Below are 16,827 nucleotides of genomic sequence, written 5' to 3'. Positions count from 1 at the left end.
AAATCAGCAAGAAGCTTCAATGGACGCACTCAAACAGGGCGCAGATGCGCTGTTCATCCTTCTCGGCGCCATCATGGTCCTGGCCATGCACGCCGGTTTTGCCTTTCTCGAACTGGGCACCGTACGCAAGAAGAACCAGGTCAATGCGCTGGTGAAGATCCTGGTCGACTTCTCGGTGTCGACCATCGTGTATTTCCTCGTGGGTTACGGCGTGGCCTACGGCACGCACTTCTTCGTCGGTGCCACCGAGCTGGCGGAAAAGAGCGGCTACGAGCTGGTGAAGTTCTTCTTCCTGCTCACCTTCGCGGCAGCCATCCCGGCCATCATCTCGGGCGGTATTGCCGAGCGCGCCAAGTTCTGGCCGCAGCTGATCGCGACTGCGGTGATCGTCGGCTTCGTCTACCCGCTGTACGAGGGCATCGCATGGAACAAGCACTTCGGCATCCAGGGCTGGATCGCCTCGCTCACGGGCCACGAGTTCCATGACTTCGCGGGCTCGGTGGTGGTGCACGCGGTGGGCGGCTGGCTCGCGCTGCCGGCGGTGCTGCTGCTGGGCGCGCGGCGCAACCGCTACAGGGGCGACGGCTCGCTGAGCGCGCATCCGCCATCGAACATCCCGTTCCTCGCGCTCGGTGCGTGGGTGCTGTGCGTGGGCTGGTTCGGCTTCAACGTGATGAGCGCGCAGAGCATCGACAAGATCTCGGGCCTCGTGGCCGTCAACTCGCTGATGGCGATGGTCGGCGGCACGCTGGTCGCACTGGCCATGGGCAAAAACGACCCCGGCTTCGTCTACAACGGCCCGCTCGCCGGCCTGGTGGCCGTGTGCGCCGGCTCCGACCTGATGCATCCGCTGGGCGCGCTGGTGGTGGGCGGCGTGGCGGGCGCGATCTTCGTCTACATGTTCACGCTGGTGCAGAACAAATGGAAGATCGACGACGTGCTCGGCGTGTGGCCGCTGCACGGCCTGTGCGGCACCTGGGGCGGCATCGCGGCGGGCATCTTCGGCACGCAGGCGCTGGGAGGCATCGGCGGGGTGAACGTGTGGGCGCAGCTCATCGGCACCGTCATCGGCGTGGCCTGGGCCGCGCTGGCGGGTGCGGCGGTGTATGGCGCGCTCAAGGCTTCGGTGGGGCTGCGGCTGTCGCAGGAGGAGGAGTACGACGGCGCCGACCTGTCGATCCATCACATCTCGGCCACGCCGGAGCGCGAGGTCAACTGGTAATCGCCAGCCATCGCAGCAGGATGGGCCTGCTTGGGCTATTCTCGGCGCCCCTTACAACCGCCGAGGAGTAGAACCCATGACAAGAACACCCGCCCGCTGGCTGCGCCGCGGCATCGCCGCACTGGCCGGCAGCCTGTTGATGCTTTCGTTCGCGGCGCAGGCCGGCGCCCCTCAGGTCAAGACCCAGGCGCCCGGCTTCTACCGGATGATGCTCGGCGACTTCGAGGTGACTGCGCTGTTCGACGGCACTCTCGACCTCGAACCCAAGAAGCTGCTCACCAACACCACGCAGGCGCAGGTCGGCAAGCTGCTTGATCGCGGTTTCGAGAAGGATGCCGTGCCCACCTCGGTGAACGGCTACCTCATCAACACCGGCAGCAAGCTGGTGCTGGTCGACACCGGCGCCGGCGGCCTGTTCGGCCCCACCCTCGGCAGCCTGCAGGCCAACCTCAAGGCCGCGGGCTACCAGCCCGACCAGGTCGACGACGTGCTCATCACCCACATGCACGGCGACCACGTCGGCGGCCTCGTGCAGGACGGCAAGCTGGTGTTTCCCAACGCCACCATCCACGCCGGGCAGGAAGACGCCGACTTCTGGCTGAGCAAGGCCAACCTGGAGAAGGCCCCTGCCGAGATGAAGGACTTCTTCCGGGGCGCGATGGCGTCGCTGAACCCGTACGTGGAAGCCGGCAAGTTCAAGGGCATGAAGGGCGGCACCGACCTGCTGCCCGGCATCAGGGCCGTGCCCGCCCATGGCCACACGCCGGGCCACAACATCTACGTCGTCGAGTCCAAGGGCCAGAAGCTGGTGCTGTGGGGCGACCTGATGCACGTTGCCGCCGTGCAGTTCGCGCAGCCGCAGGTCACGATCTCGTTCGACGTCGACTCGAAGCCTGCCGCCGTGGAGCGCAAGAAGGCGTACGCCGACGCGGCCAAGGGGCGCTACCTCGTGGGCAGTGCCCACCTGCCGTTCCCGGGGCTGGGGCACCTGCGGGCCGAGGGCAAGGGCTACGTGTGGGTGCCGGTGGACTACCAGCAGGTGCGATAGCCGGCTGAATGGATGAAGCCCGAGCGGCACGGCCCGGTGTTGCTGCGCCCTCGGCGCGAATGCGCGTCCTGTAGCAAACTGGCCGACCGCTTCGCCTTAACCATTCGCCCCATGACCCAATCTCCCCCCGCCCTCGAAGTCCTCCCCCGCGACCTTTCTGCGTACCGCAAGGGCAACGTCGGCATCGACTACGTGCACCGCTTCGAGTCCGGCAAGCCCGGCCCGCACGTGCTGATCAACGCGCTGACGCATGGCAACGAGATCTGCGGCATGACGGCGGCCACGCACCTGCTCGACAACAACGTGCGCCCGAAGATCGGCACGCTTACCGTGAGTTTTGCCAACGTGGCCGCGTACGAGTCCTTCAACGAGGCGCTCCCCTTCGACAGCCGCCAGCTCGTGCACAACCTCAACCGCATCTGGTCGCCCGAGTGGCTGGACGGCAGCGAAGACAGCCCCGAGCTGAGCCGTGCGCGCATCCTGCGCCCAGTGGTCGATGCGGCCGACCACATCCTCGACATCCACTCGACCAGCCAGCCCGTCGTGCCGTTCTGGGTCTACCCGGCGTTCGAGCGCAACGCCAAGGTCGCGCTGGCCATCGGCCGTCCCTCGGTGCACCTCGTGATGCCCGACGGCCTGGGCTCGGGCACCCCGCTGATCCAGTACGGCAGCCACGGCGGGCCGGACGGCAAGGGCGTGGCGATGGTGGTCGAGTGCGGCCAGCACTTTCTGCGTTCGGCATCGGAACTGGCGACGGCCGTCACGTACGACTTCCTCGCGTACTTCGGCCTCGTCGACAAGGACCCGGCGAGCCCGCCGCCCGAGCCACAACGGCGCTTCCAGCTGCTGCAGACCTACGTCATCAAGTCGCCCGACTTCGCCTTCGTGCGCCCGCTCATCGGTTTCGAGACATTCGCCAAGGGCGAGCTGATCGCGACCAACGGCGACGAGGAAATCCGCGCGCTGTGCGACGACTGCACGATCTTCATGCCGGCGCAGCGCGTGATCGTCGGGCGCGAGGCGGTTTATCTGACCAAGCCGATCTGAGGCACTGAGGTTCAGGTCTCCAATAGCTTCGCGGCTTCACCGATTACTTCGAGGTTGCGCACCACGGCATCTTGCGTTTTCCGGTCATACCGGCACATCCTCGCGTAGTACTTGATCGCGAAACTTCGGAGGCAAACCGTTGGGCGTCAGCACGTCAACCTCCAAGCCAAGCAGGCTCTTCAATTCGAACCTGATCGCTCCAACGTTCATGAGGGTGGTTTGCGCGGTGGGTTCGACCAGCAGATCGAGGTCGCTGTCAGGCCCGTCCTCGCCGCGCGATCCAGAGCCGAACACCCACACGCCATTGACGTGGTGACTCAGTGCAATCTCGCGAATGCCGGCGCGATGTTGGAGTGTGGTGCGGCTGCTCGCTCGATCTCAAACCGCAATGAACAACGCCGGGTCCACCATCGCCCGGTTCAGCATCACCGACCAGTGCAGATGCGGCCCCGTCACGCGACCAGTCGCTCCGACGGCGGCCAATGGTTCGCCGGTCTTCATCACGTCGCCGACCTTCACGTCGACGCGGCTCAGGTGGCAGTACATGGTCAGCAGGCCGCCGCCGTGGTCGAGCCAGACGGTGCCGCCGTTGAAGAAATAGTCTCCCGTGTCGATCACCTTGCCGGGCAGGGGCGCGAGCACCGGCGTGCCGGTGCCGGCCGCGATGTCCATGCCGCTGTGCGGATTGCGCGACTGGCCGTTGAACACGCGGCGCAGGCCGAAGGAACTGGAGCGGCGGCCGGGGACGGGCACGCGCATCTGCAGAACGGTGTCGGGGCGCATGTCGGTGAGGGTGGCCATCACGCCGGTGAGGTGGTCGCGTTCCTTGACGTAGCGCGCCTCGTCCTCGGGCGACAGGTCGACGGTGCGCGGGGCCACGGTGAGGCGCTGTTCGCGGTATTGCTTCGGGGCCACGGTGTAGGCGATCTGGCGCTCGGGCTTGCCTTCGGCGCGCACGGTGATGCTCGCCTCGCCGGGTTCGGTCGCGAGGGGGATGCCGACGATCGCAGTCCATTCGATGGTGTCGCCCACCACGAGCAAGGGGATGTCGCCCGCGAAGGCCTGCGGCCGCTTGGCCGACGGGCCCAGCGACAGGCGGGCGATGCCACCGGGCACCTGCGAGGCGCGCGGCCATACGCCGGGTGCTGCGGCTGGCTGCTTCTTTGCCGCCGACTTGGTCGCGGCGTCGGCGTGCATCGTGGCGATGAGGCCGATGGTGCCGAGCACGGCGCTGCGGCGGTTGAGGGCGGTAGGGGCGGGGAAGGAAGAGGGCGTTTGCTTCATGTGAAGAGAAGGTGGGGAATGCGTTGGATGGAGGGCGCTATCCGCTCCAGGTTCCGGGCGCGAGGCCTTCGAGCGTGTGGGGCCCGATGGCAGCGCGGATCAGCCGCAGCGTCGGCAGCCCCACGGCCGCCGTCATGCGCCGCACCTGGCGGTTGCGGCCCTCGCGGATCGCCAGTTCGATCCACGCGGTGGGAATGCTCTTGCGCTCGCGGATGGGCGGTTGCCGCTCCCACACCTCGGGCGGCGGATCGAGCAGCCGGGCACGCGCGGGGCGCGTGGGGCCGTCGTTGAGCTGCACGCCCGAGCGCAGGGCGGTGAGCGCCGCTTCGGTCGGCTCGCCTTCCACCTGCACCCAGTAGATCTTCTCCATCTTGAAGCGCGGATCGGCGATGTGTGCCTGGAGCTTGCCGTCGTCGGTGAGCAGCAGCAGGCCCTCGCTGTCGGCATCGAGCCGGCCGGCGACGTAGACGCCGGGGATGTCGATGAAGTCTTTCAGGCCGCGCCAGCGGCCCTCGGGCGTGAACTGGCTGAGGACGCCGTAAGGTTTGTTGAAGCGGATCAGGCGGGAAGAGCTCGGAAAAGTCATGAGCGCACAGGATAGCCCGGGTCTGTCCTGCAGCATTCGGGCCGCCTTGGAGATTCCAATCGGCTTATCACACAGGAGAACCCGGCATGACGATGCGAAGCCACATCCATCTCGCGTGCGTGGCGGCGGCAGGCCTTTCGATGGCCGCCTGCAGCAGCTCATCCTTGCGCGTCGGCGGCGCGCCCGAGGCGAGCGTCAAGAACTGCGTCGCTGCGGCCGCGCGCGAACTGCGTGTGCCCCCGGGCAGCATCGTGGTGGACAGCGGCACGACGCCGCGCGACGGCGTCTACACGATCAACCTGAAGGTCGGGCCGCAGGGACGGTCCGCCGTTTGCACCACCGACGAGAACAGTGCGGTGCTGGGCGTGGTCTACAAGCGGCCCGAATAGCGGCGCAGGGCTTACTTGCCCCAGCTGTCCCGCATCCCCGCCGCGCGGTTGAACACGGGCTTGCCGTCCGCGCTGGCCTTCGCGTCGAGCACGAAGTACCCATGCCGCTCGAACTGAATGCCGACACCCGCTTCGGCCTTGGCCAGCGAAGGCTCGACGAACGCCGAGCACACCTCCAGGCTCGCCTTGTTCAGTTCCTCCAGCAGTTCGCCGCTGCCCGGATGGGCCGCGGCAAACAGCCGCTCGTACAGCCGCACCTCGGCCTGCACCGCATCCGCGGCCGCCACCCAGGTGATGTTGCCCTTTACCTTGATCGCATCCGCGCCGGGCGTACCGCTCTTGGTGTCCGGAACCAGCGTGGCCTGCACTTCGACGAGCTTGCCGCTCGCATCCTTGGTGCCGCCGGTGCATTCGATGACGTGGCCGTACTTGAGCCGCACCTTGTTGCCCGGGAACAGGCGGAAGAAGCCCTTGGGTTGCACTTCTTCGTAGTCGGTGCGTTCGATCCATACCTCGCGGCCGAGCTTGAACTCGCGATGGCCCATTTCCGGGTGATGGGGGTGAACCGGCGCCGAGCAGTCGTCGAGCGTGCCGTCGCCGCCCATCAGTTCGCCCCAGTTGGTGATTACGAGCTTGACCGGGTCGAGCACGGCCATCGCGCGCGGGGCGATCGGGTCCAAGGTGTCGCGCAGCGCGGCCTCGAGGCTGGCGTAATCGATCCAGCCGCCCGACTTGGTCGTGCCGCTGCGTTCGCAGAACAGCCGCAGCGCCTCGGGCGTGTAGCCGCGGCGGCGCAGGCCGGCGATGGTGGGCATGCGCGGATCGTCCCAGCCGTCGACGTATTTCTCTTCGACCAGCTGGCGCAGCTTGCGCTTGCTGGTGAGCACGTGGGTCACGTTGAGGCGGGCGAATTCGTACTGGCGCGGGTGCGGGCTGGCGACAAGGCCGCCTTCGGCGAGGCGATCGAGCAGCCAGTCGTAGAAGGGACGCTGGTCTTCGAACTCCAGCGTGCAGATGCTGTGGGTGATCTGTTCCAGCGCGTCCTCGATGGGGTGCGCGTAGGTGTACATCGGATAGATGCACCACTTGTCGCCGGTGTTGTGGTGGGTGGCCCGGCGCACGCGGTACAGCGCGGGGTCGCGCATGTTGATGTTGGTGCTGGCCATGTCGATCTTCGCGCGCAGGATGGCGGCGCCATCGGCGACCTGGCCGTCGCGCATGGCGCGAAAGCGCGCGAGGTTTTCCTCGGGCGTGCGGGTGCGGAAGGGGCTGTCGGTGCCGGGCGTGTTGAAGTCGCCGCGGTTCGCGCGCACCTCTTCGGCGGTCTGTTCGTCGACGTAGGCGAGGCCGGCGCCGATCAGGTATTCGGCCGCCTCGTACATGAAGTCGAAGTAGTTGCTCGCGAAGTACTCGTGCGGCTGCAGCGTGCCGGGGGCGCTGGGGCGGTCGGCCAGGTAGGTTTCGTAGCCGAGCCAGTTCACCGCGTCGCGGATCGAGTCGACGTATTCCTGGTCTTCTTTCTCGGGGTTGGTGTCGTCGAAGCGCAGGTGGCTCACGCCGCCGTATTCCTTGGCCAGCTCGAAGTTGAGCCAGATGCTCTTGGCATGGCCGATGTGCAGGTAGCCGTTGGGCTCGGGCGGAAAGCGCATGCGCACCCTGGCCGGGTCGGCCATGCCCTGGGCGTGGTGGGTGGCGTTGCCGGGCGATCCGCCCCATTTGCGGCCAGAATAAGCACCCTGTGCGAGATCGTTCTCGATCACGTGGCGCAGGAAATTGCTTGGTGCAGCGGTCGTTTTGGCGCCGTTTTTGTCGGTCGGGGAGGTCATTGCCTCATTCTAGAGGGCACCCCTTATAGGTTACCTTTGGCAACGTTCTTCACAATGCCCGGTGCACCCCCTTTGCATTTGCCGCGTTCAATACATCCATGGGCGGTTCAGATCCGAACGCAGCCCACCGAAACAAGGAGTCCAGGATCATGAGCCTCACACGTTCAACTTTCTTCAAATGGGCCACCGCAGGCGTGGTGGCAGCCGGTGCATTGTTTGCCGCCACTTCAGCCAGCGCCCGTAGCGACGTGAGCTGGTCGGTCGGTGTCGGCCTTCCCGGCGTGGCAGTGGGCGTGGGCGCTCCGGCCTACTACCCGGCGCCGGTCTATGCGCCGCCGGCACCCGTGTACTACGCACCCCCGGCCCCGGTCTACTACAACCCGCCGCCCGTGTACTACCGTCCGGCCCCTGTCTACTACGGCCCGCCGGCCTACTACGGCCCGCGCTACTACGGTCGAGGCTACTACCGCGGCCATGGCCACTGGCGCTAAATTGCAACGCCATTCGTGACTGAATGAAAAAGCCGGCCCCCGAAGGGCCGGCTTTTTCTTTGGGCGCGCCAGCCGATTTCACATGGCGCGAAAAAGATGGGCGTACAGGCGGCTGACCGGGATCTTCTCGGCCCTGCCGCGCAGCATCAGGTGCAGCTTGCCGGCCTCGTCGCGGTGCACCGATTCGATGGCCGAACTGCGCACCACCACCGCCCTATGCACCTGCCAGAAAGTGTCGGCGTCGAGCTGGGTCAGCAATTGCTTGAGCGGCGTGCGGATCAGGTATTCGTGCGAGGCGGTCAGCACGCGCAGGTATTTGTCGGCGGCTTCGAAGTACAGCACTTCATCGATGGGCACCATGCGCACGGTGCTGCCGCCGGCGTCGCTGGCGGCGATCATGCGCAGCGGGGTGGTGGCCGCTGCTGCCGCGCCGGCTCCAGCGGCCGTCAGCACCTGGCGCCACTGGGCGAGCGTTCGTTCGAGCGCTTCGTTGGCCACGGCCGATGTGGGCGCAGGTTGCCGTGCGGACAGCGCCTGCTGCAGCCGGCCTACGGTCTTGCGCAGGCGCCCGGGCTGCACGGGCTTGAGCACGTAGTCGAGGGCCTGGGCCTCGAAGGCGCGGGTGGCGTATTCGTCGTAGGCCGTCACGAACACCAGCTGGGGCATCGGCGCCTCGTCGATGGGCCAGCTGTCGGCCAGTTCGGCGGCGGCGCCCAGGCCGTCGAGGCCGGGCATGCGGATGTCGAAGAACAGCACCTGCGGCAGCAGGCGCAGCGCCTCGCGCACGGCGCTGCGGCCGTCGCCTGCCGTGGCGACGATCTGCAGTTCGGGCCATGCGGCGGCCAGTTCGGCCTTGAGGGCCTGAGCGAGCAGGGCTTCGTCTTCGGCAATGAGGGCGGTCGGGGTCATCTGGTTGTTGTTGTGGGTGAGGTTGTTCAGACGGGCGTGGGGAAGCTCAGCGTGGCGCAGGTGCCGCCGGCGGGCGAGGGCGAGAGGCTCATGCGGCCCTGGGCGCCGTATACCGTGGCCAGCCGCTCGCGCACCTGCTCGAGCCCGAAGCCGCTGCCTTCAGAAGGCGGTGCGGCATCGAGGCCCACGCCGGTGTCGCTCACCTCGACCACCAGCAGGCCGGCCTGCCTGCGGGCGCGCACGACGATCTCGCCGCCTTCCACCTTCGGCTCCAGTCCGTGGCGGATGCTGTTTTCCACCAGCGGCTGCAGCAGCAGCGGCGGCACCGGCGCATCGCGCAGATCCTGCGGCAGGTCGAGCCTGTAGTGCAGCCGGTCGCCCATGCGGACCGACATCAGTTCCAGGTAGTCGCCCAGCCGCTCGAACTCGGCCGACAACGGATGCGACAGCGCGCGCGAGCCGCTCAAGGTCATGCGCAGGTAGCTGTTGAGCCGGTCGAGCATGGCCACGGCGCGCGGCGGGTCGACGGTGATCAGCACGCGCAGATTGGCCAGCGTGTTGAACAGCATGTGCGGCTCGAGCTGCGTCTCGAGCAGCTTGAGCCGTGCCTCCGTGGCATTGCGCTGTGCCAGCTCGATCTGGCCTTGCATGTGCTTGCTTCTGCCGAGGCTGTAGAAGAAGAAGCACATGCCGACCGTCGCGATGATGGTGATCGTGGCGGCAGTGGCCAGCTTGTGGCCCTTGAGTTCGAGGAAGTCGAATCGGGGTGCGCCGAACCAGGCGTCACCGATGAGGTTGCCGACGAAGAAGCCGACGACCATGCCCATCGCGATCAGGAGAAAACCCGCCGGCCATCCTGGCCAGAGGGTTTCGCGGTGTCCGCTGATCAGCAGCCGGCCGAAGTCGATGAACAGCCAGCTCACGGTGCCGATCGCCAGCGAATAGACCAGGTGGCCGGCCCAGTTGCCACCGCCGGTGAGGGTCATCGCGGTGGCGATGAGGCAGCAGAAGACGGCGGTGATCAGGCCATGCCGCAGCATGCTCCTCAGGTTCTCGGGCGTGAACCTGTTGTTTGCAGCAGGCAGGCCTGGATTCACCCGCGGTCCCCGGCACCCAGTGCGCGGCGTTCGCGCTCCACGAGCCTGTCGTAGAAGCCGCCGCCGGCCACGAACCAGACCACGGCGCCATGGATCAGCAGGCCCAGGCCCCAGCCCATGAGCGGGTACATCGCCCAGTTGCGGCCATGGGCAGCCGAGAGCGCGACGAGGCCGAGGTTGACCAGCACGTAGACAAAAGCGTGGATGTACCAGCCCATCTTGGCGCCGGCGCGGCGGCGGGCGAGGCGCTCGACGTCGGAGCGGGTGGGATTCGATGCAATGTGGTTCATGACAACTCCTTGTATTGAACAGGAATGAAATCTGAGGCGGCCAGCGATGGCGGCGATGTCGCCTGCAAGGCCGCGCGCTCCCGCAGCTCCTCGGTCGTCTCGCCCGGCCCGTCGGGCTTCCAGCCCGGCGGCTTCACGAGGTAGCCGACGAAGGCGCGCACCGAGCGGGCCGAGGCCAGGTCGCGGAACAGCGCGCGCCAGTGCATGAACTCGATCTCGAAAAGGTTGTACGAGGTGACCGGGTTCACCAGCCCGTAGCGGCAGGGGATGTCGGCGCGCTCGGGAATGTAGGTGCCGAACAGGCGGTCGAACACGATCAGCACGCCGCCGTAGTTGCCGTCCAGGTATTCCAGGTTGGAGGCGTGGTGCACGCGGTGGGCCGAGGGGGTGTTCAGCACCCATTCGAGCGGCCCGAGGCGCGGGATCCAGGTCGCGTGGATCCAGAACTGGTACAGCAGGTTCAGCGTGAGCATCAGCAGGATCACCCGCGGCGGCATGCCCAGCAGCGGCGCCAGCATGAAGAACGCCAGTGTGCCGGTGAGGCGGCCGGTCCAGCCGAAGCGGTAGGCGGCCGACAGGTTCAGCTGGTTCGGCGAATGGTGGATGGCGTGGGTGCACCAGAACCAGCGCACCCGGTGCGCCGCGCGGTGGTACCAGTAGTAGCAGAACTCCTGGCCGATGAAGCAGGCGGCCCAGCCGGTCCAGTGGTCCATCGGCAGGGTGAAGAGGCGGTGGGCGTAGAACCAGTCCATCGCGCCGCTCCAGAAGGCCAGCGGCAGCAGCCAGCGCATTGGGTATTCGCGCACCAGGAAGTCGACCACCGAGATGCCGGACGCCTTCCAGTCGTAGCTGCGCCAGCCGTTGCGCCAGGACAGCACGAGCGCCTCGGCGATGGAGGCGGCGAGCACCACCGTGACGGAGATCTTGAGGATCAGCAGGAGTACGTTCATGGCGGTGCTTTCCTGGGGGGCTGCGGCTCGGGATCTTAGGCGGCGCCGACCGTGGCTGTCATGGCGTCAGTACGGATGGCCAGCTTCCACAGGCGCACCGCACGGGCCGCGAAGACACCGCTGAAGGCACCGTACAGCACCGGGATCACGAGGCCGAAGGCTGCCTGCTGGCGCAGTTCGGGGTGCATGGCCAGGGCCGCACCCACCACGTACTTGGTCAGGAAGATGCCCATCATGAGCATCAGTGGCACCGGGCTGCCGGCCACGTGGAAGCGGCGCGCTGCCGCGTCGTAGCGGGTGGTGGCGGGCAGCTGGCGCTGCAGCACCAGCGCCATCATCGCCACCGCCGCGGCGGCCCAGCCGAGCAGGGCGCCGAAGGAATCGCCGAAGACGGAAACCACGCCATAGACCGACAGCGCGCCCATCGCCACGGGCATCAGCGTGACGCGCGTCAGGCTCACGTTGTTGGCGAGCAGCTGCCTGGCGCCGAGCCACAGCAGCAGGAAGAACACGGCGAAGACCCACTTGGGCGTGTGAAGGATGATTTGCATCAGCATGGTTGCGCTCCGTTGAAAGTGGAAGGTCGAATCGATGCAGCGGACTGTGCCGACGCTCGCCCATTCCTGCCACGGGCGTGCGACGAAATGCATGCGGGCGGCGCGAACTGCGGCCCGAAGGCGTGAATTGCGCTTGATCGCGGATGTCGGCGGGCAGCTTTACCGTCGCTTTACGGCATAGCAAACAGCCGGACTACCATTCCGCGCTGTACTACGCTGGTCCGCACTCCTGCCCTGCATTTCCTGCACGCACCGTCCATGGAACAAGAAAAACCACCCGAGCCCCTGCCTCCCACCGTCTCGCCCACACATCCGACGGTGCGCAGGCGCCGCTGGGTCGGCGGGCTGCTGACGTTGCTGCTGCTCGTGGCACTGGGCGGGGGCGCCTGGTATCTGATCCAGCGGTCGAAGACGCCCGTTCCCGGTCCCGGTGGCGGCCCCGGTGCCGGCCGGCAGGGCGGGCCCGGTGGTCCGGGCGGCCCGGGTGGCCCGGGTGGGCGCGGCGGCGGTGGCGGGGCCTCCAGCACGGTGGGCGTCGCCACGGCCAGGCAGGCCGACATCCCCGTGCAACTCGAAGCGCTGGGCACCGTCACGCCGCTGGCCAACGTGATCGTCCAGCCGCAGGTGTCGGGCGTGCTCACGGCCGTGCTCTTCCAGGAAGGGCAGATGGTCAAGAAGGGCGACGTGCTCGCCACCATCGATCCGCAGCCGTTCCAGAACGCGCTGGCGCAGGCCTCCGGGGCGCGCCAGCGCGACGAGGCGCAGCTGGCGGCGGCGCGCGTCACGCTGCAGCGCTACCAGACTCTGCTGGGGCAGGACTCCATCGCCCGGCAGGACGTGGACACGCAGGCCGCGCTGGTCAAGCAGCTCGAAGGCACTGTGGCCATCGACCGCGCCAACGAGAACACGGCCAAGCTCAACCTTGCCTGGAGCCGCATCACCGCGCCGGCGAGCGGGCGCATCGGCCTGCGGCCGGTGGACGCGGGCAACTACATCTCGACCGGCAGTACCAACGGCGTGGCGACCATCACGCAGATCGCACCCATCGACGTCGAGTTCGCCATTCCGCAAGACCGCGTGCCCGAAGTGCAGGAGCGCCTCGCGCAGGGCGCCAAGCTCGATGCCACCGCCTTCGACCGCACGCGCACGCGCCGGCTCGCGAACGGTACCTTCGCCACCCTCGACAACCTGGTCGACACCGCGACCGGCACCGTCAAGGCCAAGGCCCGTTTCTCCAATGCCGACGATGCGCTGTTCCCGAACCAGTTCGTCAACCTGCGGCTGCTGCTGCGCACCGTGAGCAGCGCGGTGGTGGTGCCGGTCACGGCGCTGCGCCACGGCCCCAACGGCGACTATGTGTATGTGCTGAACGACGACAGCACGGTGTCGCAGCGGCCGGTGACGCGCGGTGAATCGAGCGTGGACAACGTGGCGGTCATGTCGGGCCTGAAGGCCGGCGAACAGGTCGTGACCGAAGGCGGCGACCGGCTGAAGGATGGCGCGCGGGTGCAGACCCAGGCCGAGCGCCCGGCCGGCGCGGCATCGGCGCCCGCGGGCGGCACGGCTCGTGGCGGGCGCCGCCAGGGTGGTGCCGGCGGCGGCGGCGCGGCGGCACCGAAGGGTGCCGCATCGGGCCCGGCCGCAGCGGTTCCTGCTACCCCTGCGGCCCCCGCCGCCCCCGCGGCGGAATCCGCGCCTCCCGCCAAGCTCCCGACCGCCGAGCAGCGCCAGCGCATGCTCGATTCGGTCAAGGACAACCCGGAACAGCTGGAGCGCCGCAAGCGCTTCCTCGAGGCGCTGGACCGCGGCGACCCGGCGGCGCTGGAGCGCTGGCAGCGCATGTCCGAAGGCCGCGGCGAGGGCGGACAGGGCAGGCGCGGCCCATGACAGGCAATAGCCGCTGCAGCGCGGAGACCTCCCGGTGAGCCCCTCACGCCCGTTCATTCTCCGGCCGGTGGCGACCTCGCTGCTGATGGTCGCCATCGTGCTGGCCGGCCTGGTGGCGTTCCGCTTCCTGCCGCTGTCGGCCTTGCCGCAGGTCGACTACCCGACCATCCAGGTGCAGACGCTTTACCCCGGGGGCAGCCCCGAGGTGATGAGCAACACCGTCACTGCGCCGCTGGAGCGCCAGTTCGGCCAGATGTCGGGGCTCGACCGCATGAGCTCGACCAGCGCCGCGGGTGTGTCGATCATCACGCTGCAGTTCTCGCTCGGCCAGACGCTCGACGTCGCTGAGCAGGAAGTGCAGGCCGCCATCAATGCCGGCGGCTCGCTGCTGCCGGCCGACCTGCCCGCGCCGCCGGTGTATGCCAAGGTCAATCCGGCCGATGCGCCGGTGCTCACGCTGGCCGTCACGTCCGACACGCTGCCGCTCACCGAGGTGCAGAACCTCGTCAACACGCGACTCGCACAGAAGATCAGCCAGGTCTCGGGCGTTGGGCTGGTGTCGCTCAGCGGGGGGCAGCGCCCGGCCGTGCGCATCCAGGCCAACACGCAGGCCCTCGCCGCCAACGGCATCGGGCTGGACACGCTGCGTACCGCCATCAGCGCGGCCAACTCGAACGGCGCCAAGGGCAGCTTCGACGGCCCCAAGCGCGCCTACACCATCAACTCGAACGACCAGCTGCTCACGGTCGAGGACTACAAGAACCTCATCGTCAGCTACAAGAAGGGCGCGCCGATCCGCATGGTCGACGTGGCGCAGGTGGTCAACAGCGCCGAGAACACGCAGCTCGGCGCATGGGCCGGGACAAAGTGCCCCCCCGAAGTTGCTTCGCAACCTCCCCCCAAGGGGGGCGACTGCCTTGGGACGGCCCGGCTCCAGCCCGGGACCGCCGAGGCCGGCGAGGGCAAGCTCACGCCGGCCATCATCCTGAACGTGCAGCGCCAGCCGGGCGCGAACGTGATCGCCACCGTCAACGCCATCAAGAAGCTGCTGCCCGAGCTGCAGGCCGGCTTTCCCGCGGGCCTGAAGATCGAAGTGCTCAGCGACCGCACCGCGGGCATCCGCGCTTCGGTGCAGCACGTGGAGATGGAACTGGTGCTGGCCGTGGTGCTGGTGGTGCTGGTGATCTTCGCCTTTCTCGGCAGCCTGCGCGCCACCGTCATTGCCAGTGTCGCGGTGCCCATCTCGCTCATCGGCACCTTCGGCCTGATGTACATGCTGGGCTACAGCCTGAACAACCTGAGCCTGATGGCGCTGACCATCGCCACCGGCTTCGTGGTGGACGACGCGATCGTGATGATCGAGAACATCGCGCGCTACATCGAGGAGGGCGAGAAGCCCCTGCAGGCGGCCTTCAAGGGCGCGACGCAGATCGGCTTCACCATCATCTCGCTGACGGTGTCGCTTATTGCCGTGCTGATCCCGCTGCTCTTCATGGGCGACGTGGTGGGGCGGCTGTTTCGCGAGTTCGCGGTGACGCTGGCCATCACCATCCTGATCTCGGCCGTGGTCTCGCTCACGCTCGTGCCGATGATGTCGGCGCGCTGGCTCAAGCACCAGCCGAAGAAAGAAGGCGGCACGGGCTTCGGCGCGCGTGCCCAGCGTTTCTTCGAAGGCGTGATGCTGCGCTACGACCGCTCGCTGCATTGGGTGATCGATCACCAGCCGCTCACGCTGCTGGTCGCCTTGCTCACCATGGTGCTGACCGTGGTGCTGTACCTCACGATCCCGAAGGGCCTGTTCCCCACGCAGGACACCGGCCAGCTGCAGGGCCGCATCCAGGCGGCGCAGGACGTGTCGTTCGACCGCATGTCGCAGCTGCAGCAGCAGGCGGCCCGCGCGATTCTGGACGACCCCGACGTGGAGAACCTCAGCTCCTTTGTCGGCGTGGACGCCGCCAACAACACCATGCTGCACACGGGCAGCATGCTCATCAACCTGAAGTCCGGCCACGACAGCCAGCAGAAGGTGATGGACCGGCTGCGCGAACGCGCGCGGCAGGTGGCCGGCGTCACGCTGTACCTGCAGCCCACGCAAGACCTGACCATCGACGCCGAGACCGGGCCGACCGAATACCGCGTCTCGCTCGAAGGCGTGGACAGCGCGACGATCACCGGGTGGATGAAGAAGCTCGTGGCGAAGCTGCAGGACTCCGACAAGGTGCGCAACGTGAGCAGCGATGCCGGGGCGCAAGGGCTGGCCGCCTTCGTGAACGTGAACCGCGATACGGCGGCCCGGCTGTCGATCACCGCGAGCACGGTGGACGATGCGCTCTACAGCGCCTTCGGCCAGCGCATCGTGTCGACGATCTTCACCGAGACGAACCAGTACCGCGTGATCCTCGAGGCGCAGCCCGGGATGGTGAACACGCCGCAGACGCTCGGGCAGCTGAGCCTGATCGCGGGCTCCGGCACCGCGACGCCGCTGTCCGCCATCGCCGACATCACCGAGCAGCAGGCACCGCTGCAGATCACGCACGTGGCGCAGTACCCGGCGAGCACGCTGAACTTCGATACCGCACCTGGGGTTTCGCTTGGCGCCTCGGTCGATGCGATTCGCGCGGCGGCCAAGGAGATCGGGCTGCCGGGCAGCGTGACGATGACTTTCCTGGGCGCTTCAGGGGCCTACGAGAGGTCGCTGTCGAACCAGCTGTGGCTGATTCTTGCCGCCGTGGTCTGCGTGTACATCGTGCTGGGGGTGCTGTACGAGAGCTACGTGCATCCGCTGACGATCCTGTCCACGCTGCCTTCTGCCGGGGTCGGTGCGTTGCTCGCGTTGATGATCACGGGCAACGACCTGGGGGTGATCGGGATCATCGGGATCATCCTGCTGATCGGCATCGTGAAGAAGAACGCGATCATGATGATCGACTTCGCTATCGATGCGGAGCGTACCCAGGGCAAGTCTGCGCGCGAAGCCATTCATCAGGCTGCCTTGCTGCGCTTCCGGCCCATCTTGATGACGACGCTGGCCGCCTTGTTTGCTGCCATTCCTTTGATGTTGAGTTTTGGGGAAGGCGCCGAGTTGCGCAGGCCTCTGGGCTTGGCGATCTTCGGCGGGCTGATCGTCAGCCAGTTGCTGACGCTGTTCACTACGCCTGTGATCTACCTGGCGTTTGACCGGCTGGGTGGGGGGAGCTCTCGACGGGTCGTGATCGAGGAGGAGGCGGTTTGATGCTGTCTGACT

Annotated in this window: 16 protein-coding genes; 7 read left to right on the top strand and 9 right to left on the bottom strand. The window is 67.5% G+C overall.

Features of this window, described 5'->3' with window-relative positions; translation table 11 throughout:
• The first annotated feature begins 19 nt into the window (after positions 1-19).
• From PMI12_RS14845 to PMI12_RS14835, 3 genes are all read left to right on the top strand, one after another.
• On the top strand, positions 20-1,222 hold the full coding sequence (locus PMI12_RS14845) for an ammonium transporter (protein WP_007833846.1): 1,203 nt from the start codon (positions 20-22) through the stop codon (positions 1,220-1,222).
• Between the two features lie 76 nt (positions 1,223-1,298).
• A complete protein-coding gene (locus PMI12_RS14840; RefSeq protein WP_007833844.1) occupies positions 1,299-2,270 on the top strand; it encodes an MBL fold metallo-hydrolase in 972 nt (323 codons plus the stop codon).
• 111 nt (positions 2,271-2,381) lie between these two features.
• Entirely contained in the window at positions 2,382-3,317 is a 936-nt protein-coding gene (locus PMI12_RS14835; protein WP_007833842.1) for a succinylglutamate desuccinylase/aspartoacylase domain-containing protein, read from the top strand.
• An 84-nt stretch (positions 3,318-3,401) separates the two neighbouring features.
• Here the strand turns inward: PMI12_RS14835 and PMI12_RS14830 are convergent, their stop codons facing one another.
• Genes PMI12_RS14830 through PMI12_RS14820 form a run of 3 tightly spaced genes read right to left on the bottom strand, consistent with a single transcriptional unit; the run spans position 3,402 to position 5,187 of the window.
• Positions 3,402-3,644, bottom strand: coding sequence for a nucleotidyltransferase family protein (locus PMI12_RS14830; RefSeq protein WP_443260408.1), 243 nt, complete (start codon positions 3,642-3,644; stop codon positions 3,402-3,404).
• 51 nt (positions 3,645-3,695) lie between these two features.
• A complete protein-coding gene (locus PMI12_RS14825; RefSeq protein WP_007833829.1) occupies positions 3,696-4,601 on the bottom strand; it encodes a M23 family metallopeptidase in 906 nt (301 codons plus the stop codon).
• A 37-nt stretch (positions 4,602-4,638) separates the two neighbouring features.
• The gene (locus PMI12_RS14820) at positions 4,639-5,187 is read right to left on the bottom strand and encodes a pseudouridine synthase (protein ID WP_157632203.1); all 549 of its coding nucleotides are present in this window, start codon (positions 5,185-5,187) and stop codon (positions 4,639-4,641) included.
• An 86-nt stretch (positions 5,188-5,273) separates the two neighbouring features.
• Here PMI12_RS14820 and PMI12_RS14815 point away from each other — a divergent pair, with 86 nt between their 5' ends.
• On the top strand, positions 5,274-5,576 hold the full coding sequence (locus tag PMI12_RS14815) for a hypothetical protein (protein WP_007833827.1): 303 nt from the start codon (positions 5,274-5,276) through the stop codon (positions 5,574-5,576).
• 11 nt (positions 5,577-5,587) lie between these two features.
• Here the strand turns inward: PMI12_RS14815 and PMI12_RS14810 are convergent, their stop codons facing one another.
• Positions 5,588-7,402 carry a glutamine--tRNA ligase/YqeY domain fusion protein gene (locus PMI12_RS14810; RefSeq protein ID WP_007833826.1) on the bottom strand — a complete coding sequence of 605 codons (1,815 nt, stop codon included), beginning with the start codon at positions 7,400-7,402 and terminating at the stop codon, positions 5,588-5,590.
• Positions 7,403-7,551: 149 nt separating this feature from the next.
• On the opposite strand from PMI12_RS14810, the gene PMI12_RS14805 reads away from it, so the two are divergent.
• Positions 7,552-7,893, top strand: coding sequence for a hypothetical protein (locus PMI12_RS14805; protein ID WP_007833825.1), 342 nt, complete (start codon positions 7,552-7,554; stop codon positions 7,891-7,893).
• Positions 7,894-7,971: 78 nt separating this feature from the next.
• Here PMI12_RS14805 and PMI12_RS14800 read toward each other — a convergent pair whose 3' ends face one another.
• From PMI12_RS14800 to PMI12_RS14780, 5 genes are read right to left on the bottom strand one after another with little or no spacing between them, the layout of a single operon-like run.
• On the bottom strand, positions 7,972-8,802 hold the full coding sequence (locus tag PMI12_RS14800; protein WP_007833823.1) for a LytR/AlgR family response regulator transcription factor: 831 nt from the start codon (positions 8,800-8,802) through the stop codon (positions 7,972-7,974).
• 26 nt (positions 8,803-8,828) lie between these two features.
• The gene (locus PMI12_RS14795; protein WP_007833821.1) at positions 8,829-9,842 is read right to left on the bottom strand and encodes a sensor histidine kinase; all 1,014 of its coding nucleotides are present in this window, start codon (positions 9,840-9,842) and stop codon (positions 8,829-8,831) included.
• A 53-nt stretch (positions 9,843-9,895) separates the two neighbouring features.
• A complete protein-coding gene (locus tag PMI12_RS14790; RefSeq protein WP_007833819.1) occupies positions 9,896-10,189 on the bottom strand; it encodes a 2TM domain-containing protein in 294 nt (97 codons plus the stop codon).
• Entirely contained in the window at positions 10,186-11,139 is a 954-nt protein-coding gene (locus PMI12_RS14785) for a sterol desaturase family protein (protein ID WP_007833817.1), read from the bottom strand. Before PMI12_RS14785 ends, PMI12_RS14790 begins: the two co-directional genes overlap by 4 nt.
• Positions 11,140-11,174: 35 nt before the next feature.
• A complete protein-coding gene (locus tag PMI12_RS14780) occupies positions 11,175-11,696 on the bottom strand; it encodes a DUF6622 family protein (RefSeq protein WP_007833815.1) in 522 nt (173 codons plus the stop codon).
• 258 nt (positions 11,697-11,954) lie between these two features.
• Here PMI12_RS14780 and PMI12_RS14775 point away from each other — a divergent pair, with 258 nt between their 5' ends.
• Both PMI12_RS14775 and PMI12_RS14770 read left to right on the top strand, forming a co-directional pair.
• Complete coding sequence (locus PMI12_RS14775; protein WP_007833813.1) at positions 11,955-13,583, top strand: efflux RND transporter periplasmic adaptor subunit; 1,629 nt, start codon at positions 11,955-11,957, stop codon at positions 13,581-13,583.
• Positions 13,584-13,617: 34 nt separating this feature from the next.
• On the top strand, positions 13,618-16,815 hold the full coding sequence (locus tag PMI12_RS14770) for an efflux RND transporter permease subunit (protein ID WP_007833811.1): 3,198 nt from the start codon (positions 13,618-13,620) through the stop codon (positions 16,813-16,815).
• The last annotated feature ends 12 nt before the right edge of the window (positions 16,816-16,827 follow it).

The sequence above is a fragment of the Variovorax sp. CF313 genome (assembly GCF_000282635.1).
Classification (GTDB): domain Bacteria; phylum Pseudomonadota; class Gammaproteobacteria; order Burkholderiales; family Burkholderiaceae_C; genus Variovorax.
The sequence above is the reverse complement of the archived record's forward strand: the minus strand, read 5'-3'. Positions and strand labels throughout refer to the sequence as shown.

Coding starts and splice junctions, on each gene's coding strand:
- PMI12_RS14845 (WP_007833846.1), top strand. CDS start 20: ATGGACGCACTCAAACAGGGCGCAGATGCGCTGTTCATCCTTCTCGGC.
- PMI12_RS14840 (WP_007833844.1), top strand. CDS start 1,299: ATGACAAGAACACCCGCCCGCTGGCTGCGCCGCGGCATCGCCGCACTG.
- PMI12_RS14835 (WP_007833842.1), top strand. CDS start 2,382: ATGACCCAATCTCCCCCCGCCCTCGAAGTCCTCCCCCGCGACCTTTCT.
- PMI12_RS14825 (WP_007833829.1), bottom strand. CDS start 4,601: ATGAAGCAAACGCCCTCTTCCTTCCCCGCCCCTACCGCCCTCAACCGC.
- PMI12_RS14820 (WP_157632203.1), bottom strand. CDS start 5,187: ATGACTTTTCCGAGCTCTTCCCGCCTGATCCGCTTCAACAAACCTTAC.
- PMI12_RS14815 (WP_007833827.1), top strand. CDS start 5,274: ATGACGATGCGAAGCCACATCCATCTCGCGTGCGTGGCGGCGGCAGGC.
- PMI12_RS14810 (WP_007833826.1), bottom strand. CDS start 7,402: ATGACCTCCCCGACCGACAAAAACGGCGCCAAAACGACCGCTGCACCA.
- PMI12_RS14805 (WP_007833825.1), top strand. CDS start 7,552: ATGAGCCTCACACGTTCAACTTTCTTCAAATGGGCCACCGCAGGCGTG.
- PMI12_RS14800 (WP_007833823.1), bottom strand. CDS start 8,802: ATGACCCCGACCGCCCTCATTGCCGAAGACGAAGCCCTGCTCGCTCAG.
- PMI12_RS14795 (WP_007833821.1), bottom strand. CDS start 9,842: ATGCTGCGGCATGGCCTGATCACCGCCGTCTTCTGCTGCCTCATCGCC.
- PMI12_RS14790 (WP_007833819.1), bottom strand. CDS start 10,189: ATGAACCACATTGCATCGAATCCCACCCGCTCCGACGTCGAGCGCCTC.
- PMI12_RS14785 (WP_007833817.1), bottom strand. CDS start 11,139: ATGAACGTACTCCTGCTGATCCTCAAGATCTCCGTCACGGTGGTGCTC.
- PMI12_RS14780 (WP_007833815.1), bottom strand. CDS start 11,696: ATGCTGATGCAAATCATCCTTCACACGCCCAAGTGGGTCTTCGCCGTG.
- PMI12_RS14775 (WP_007833813.1), top strand. CDS start 11,955: ATGGAACAAGAAAAACCACCCGAGCCCCTGCCTCCCACCGTCTCGCCC.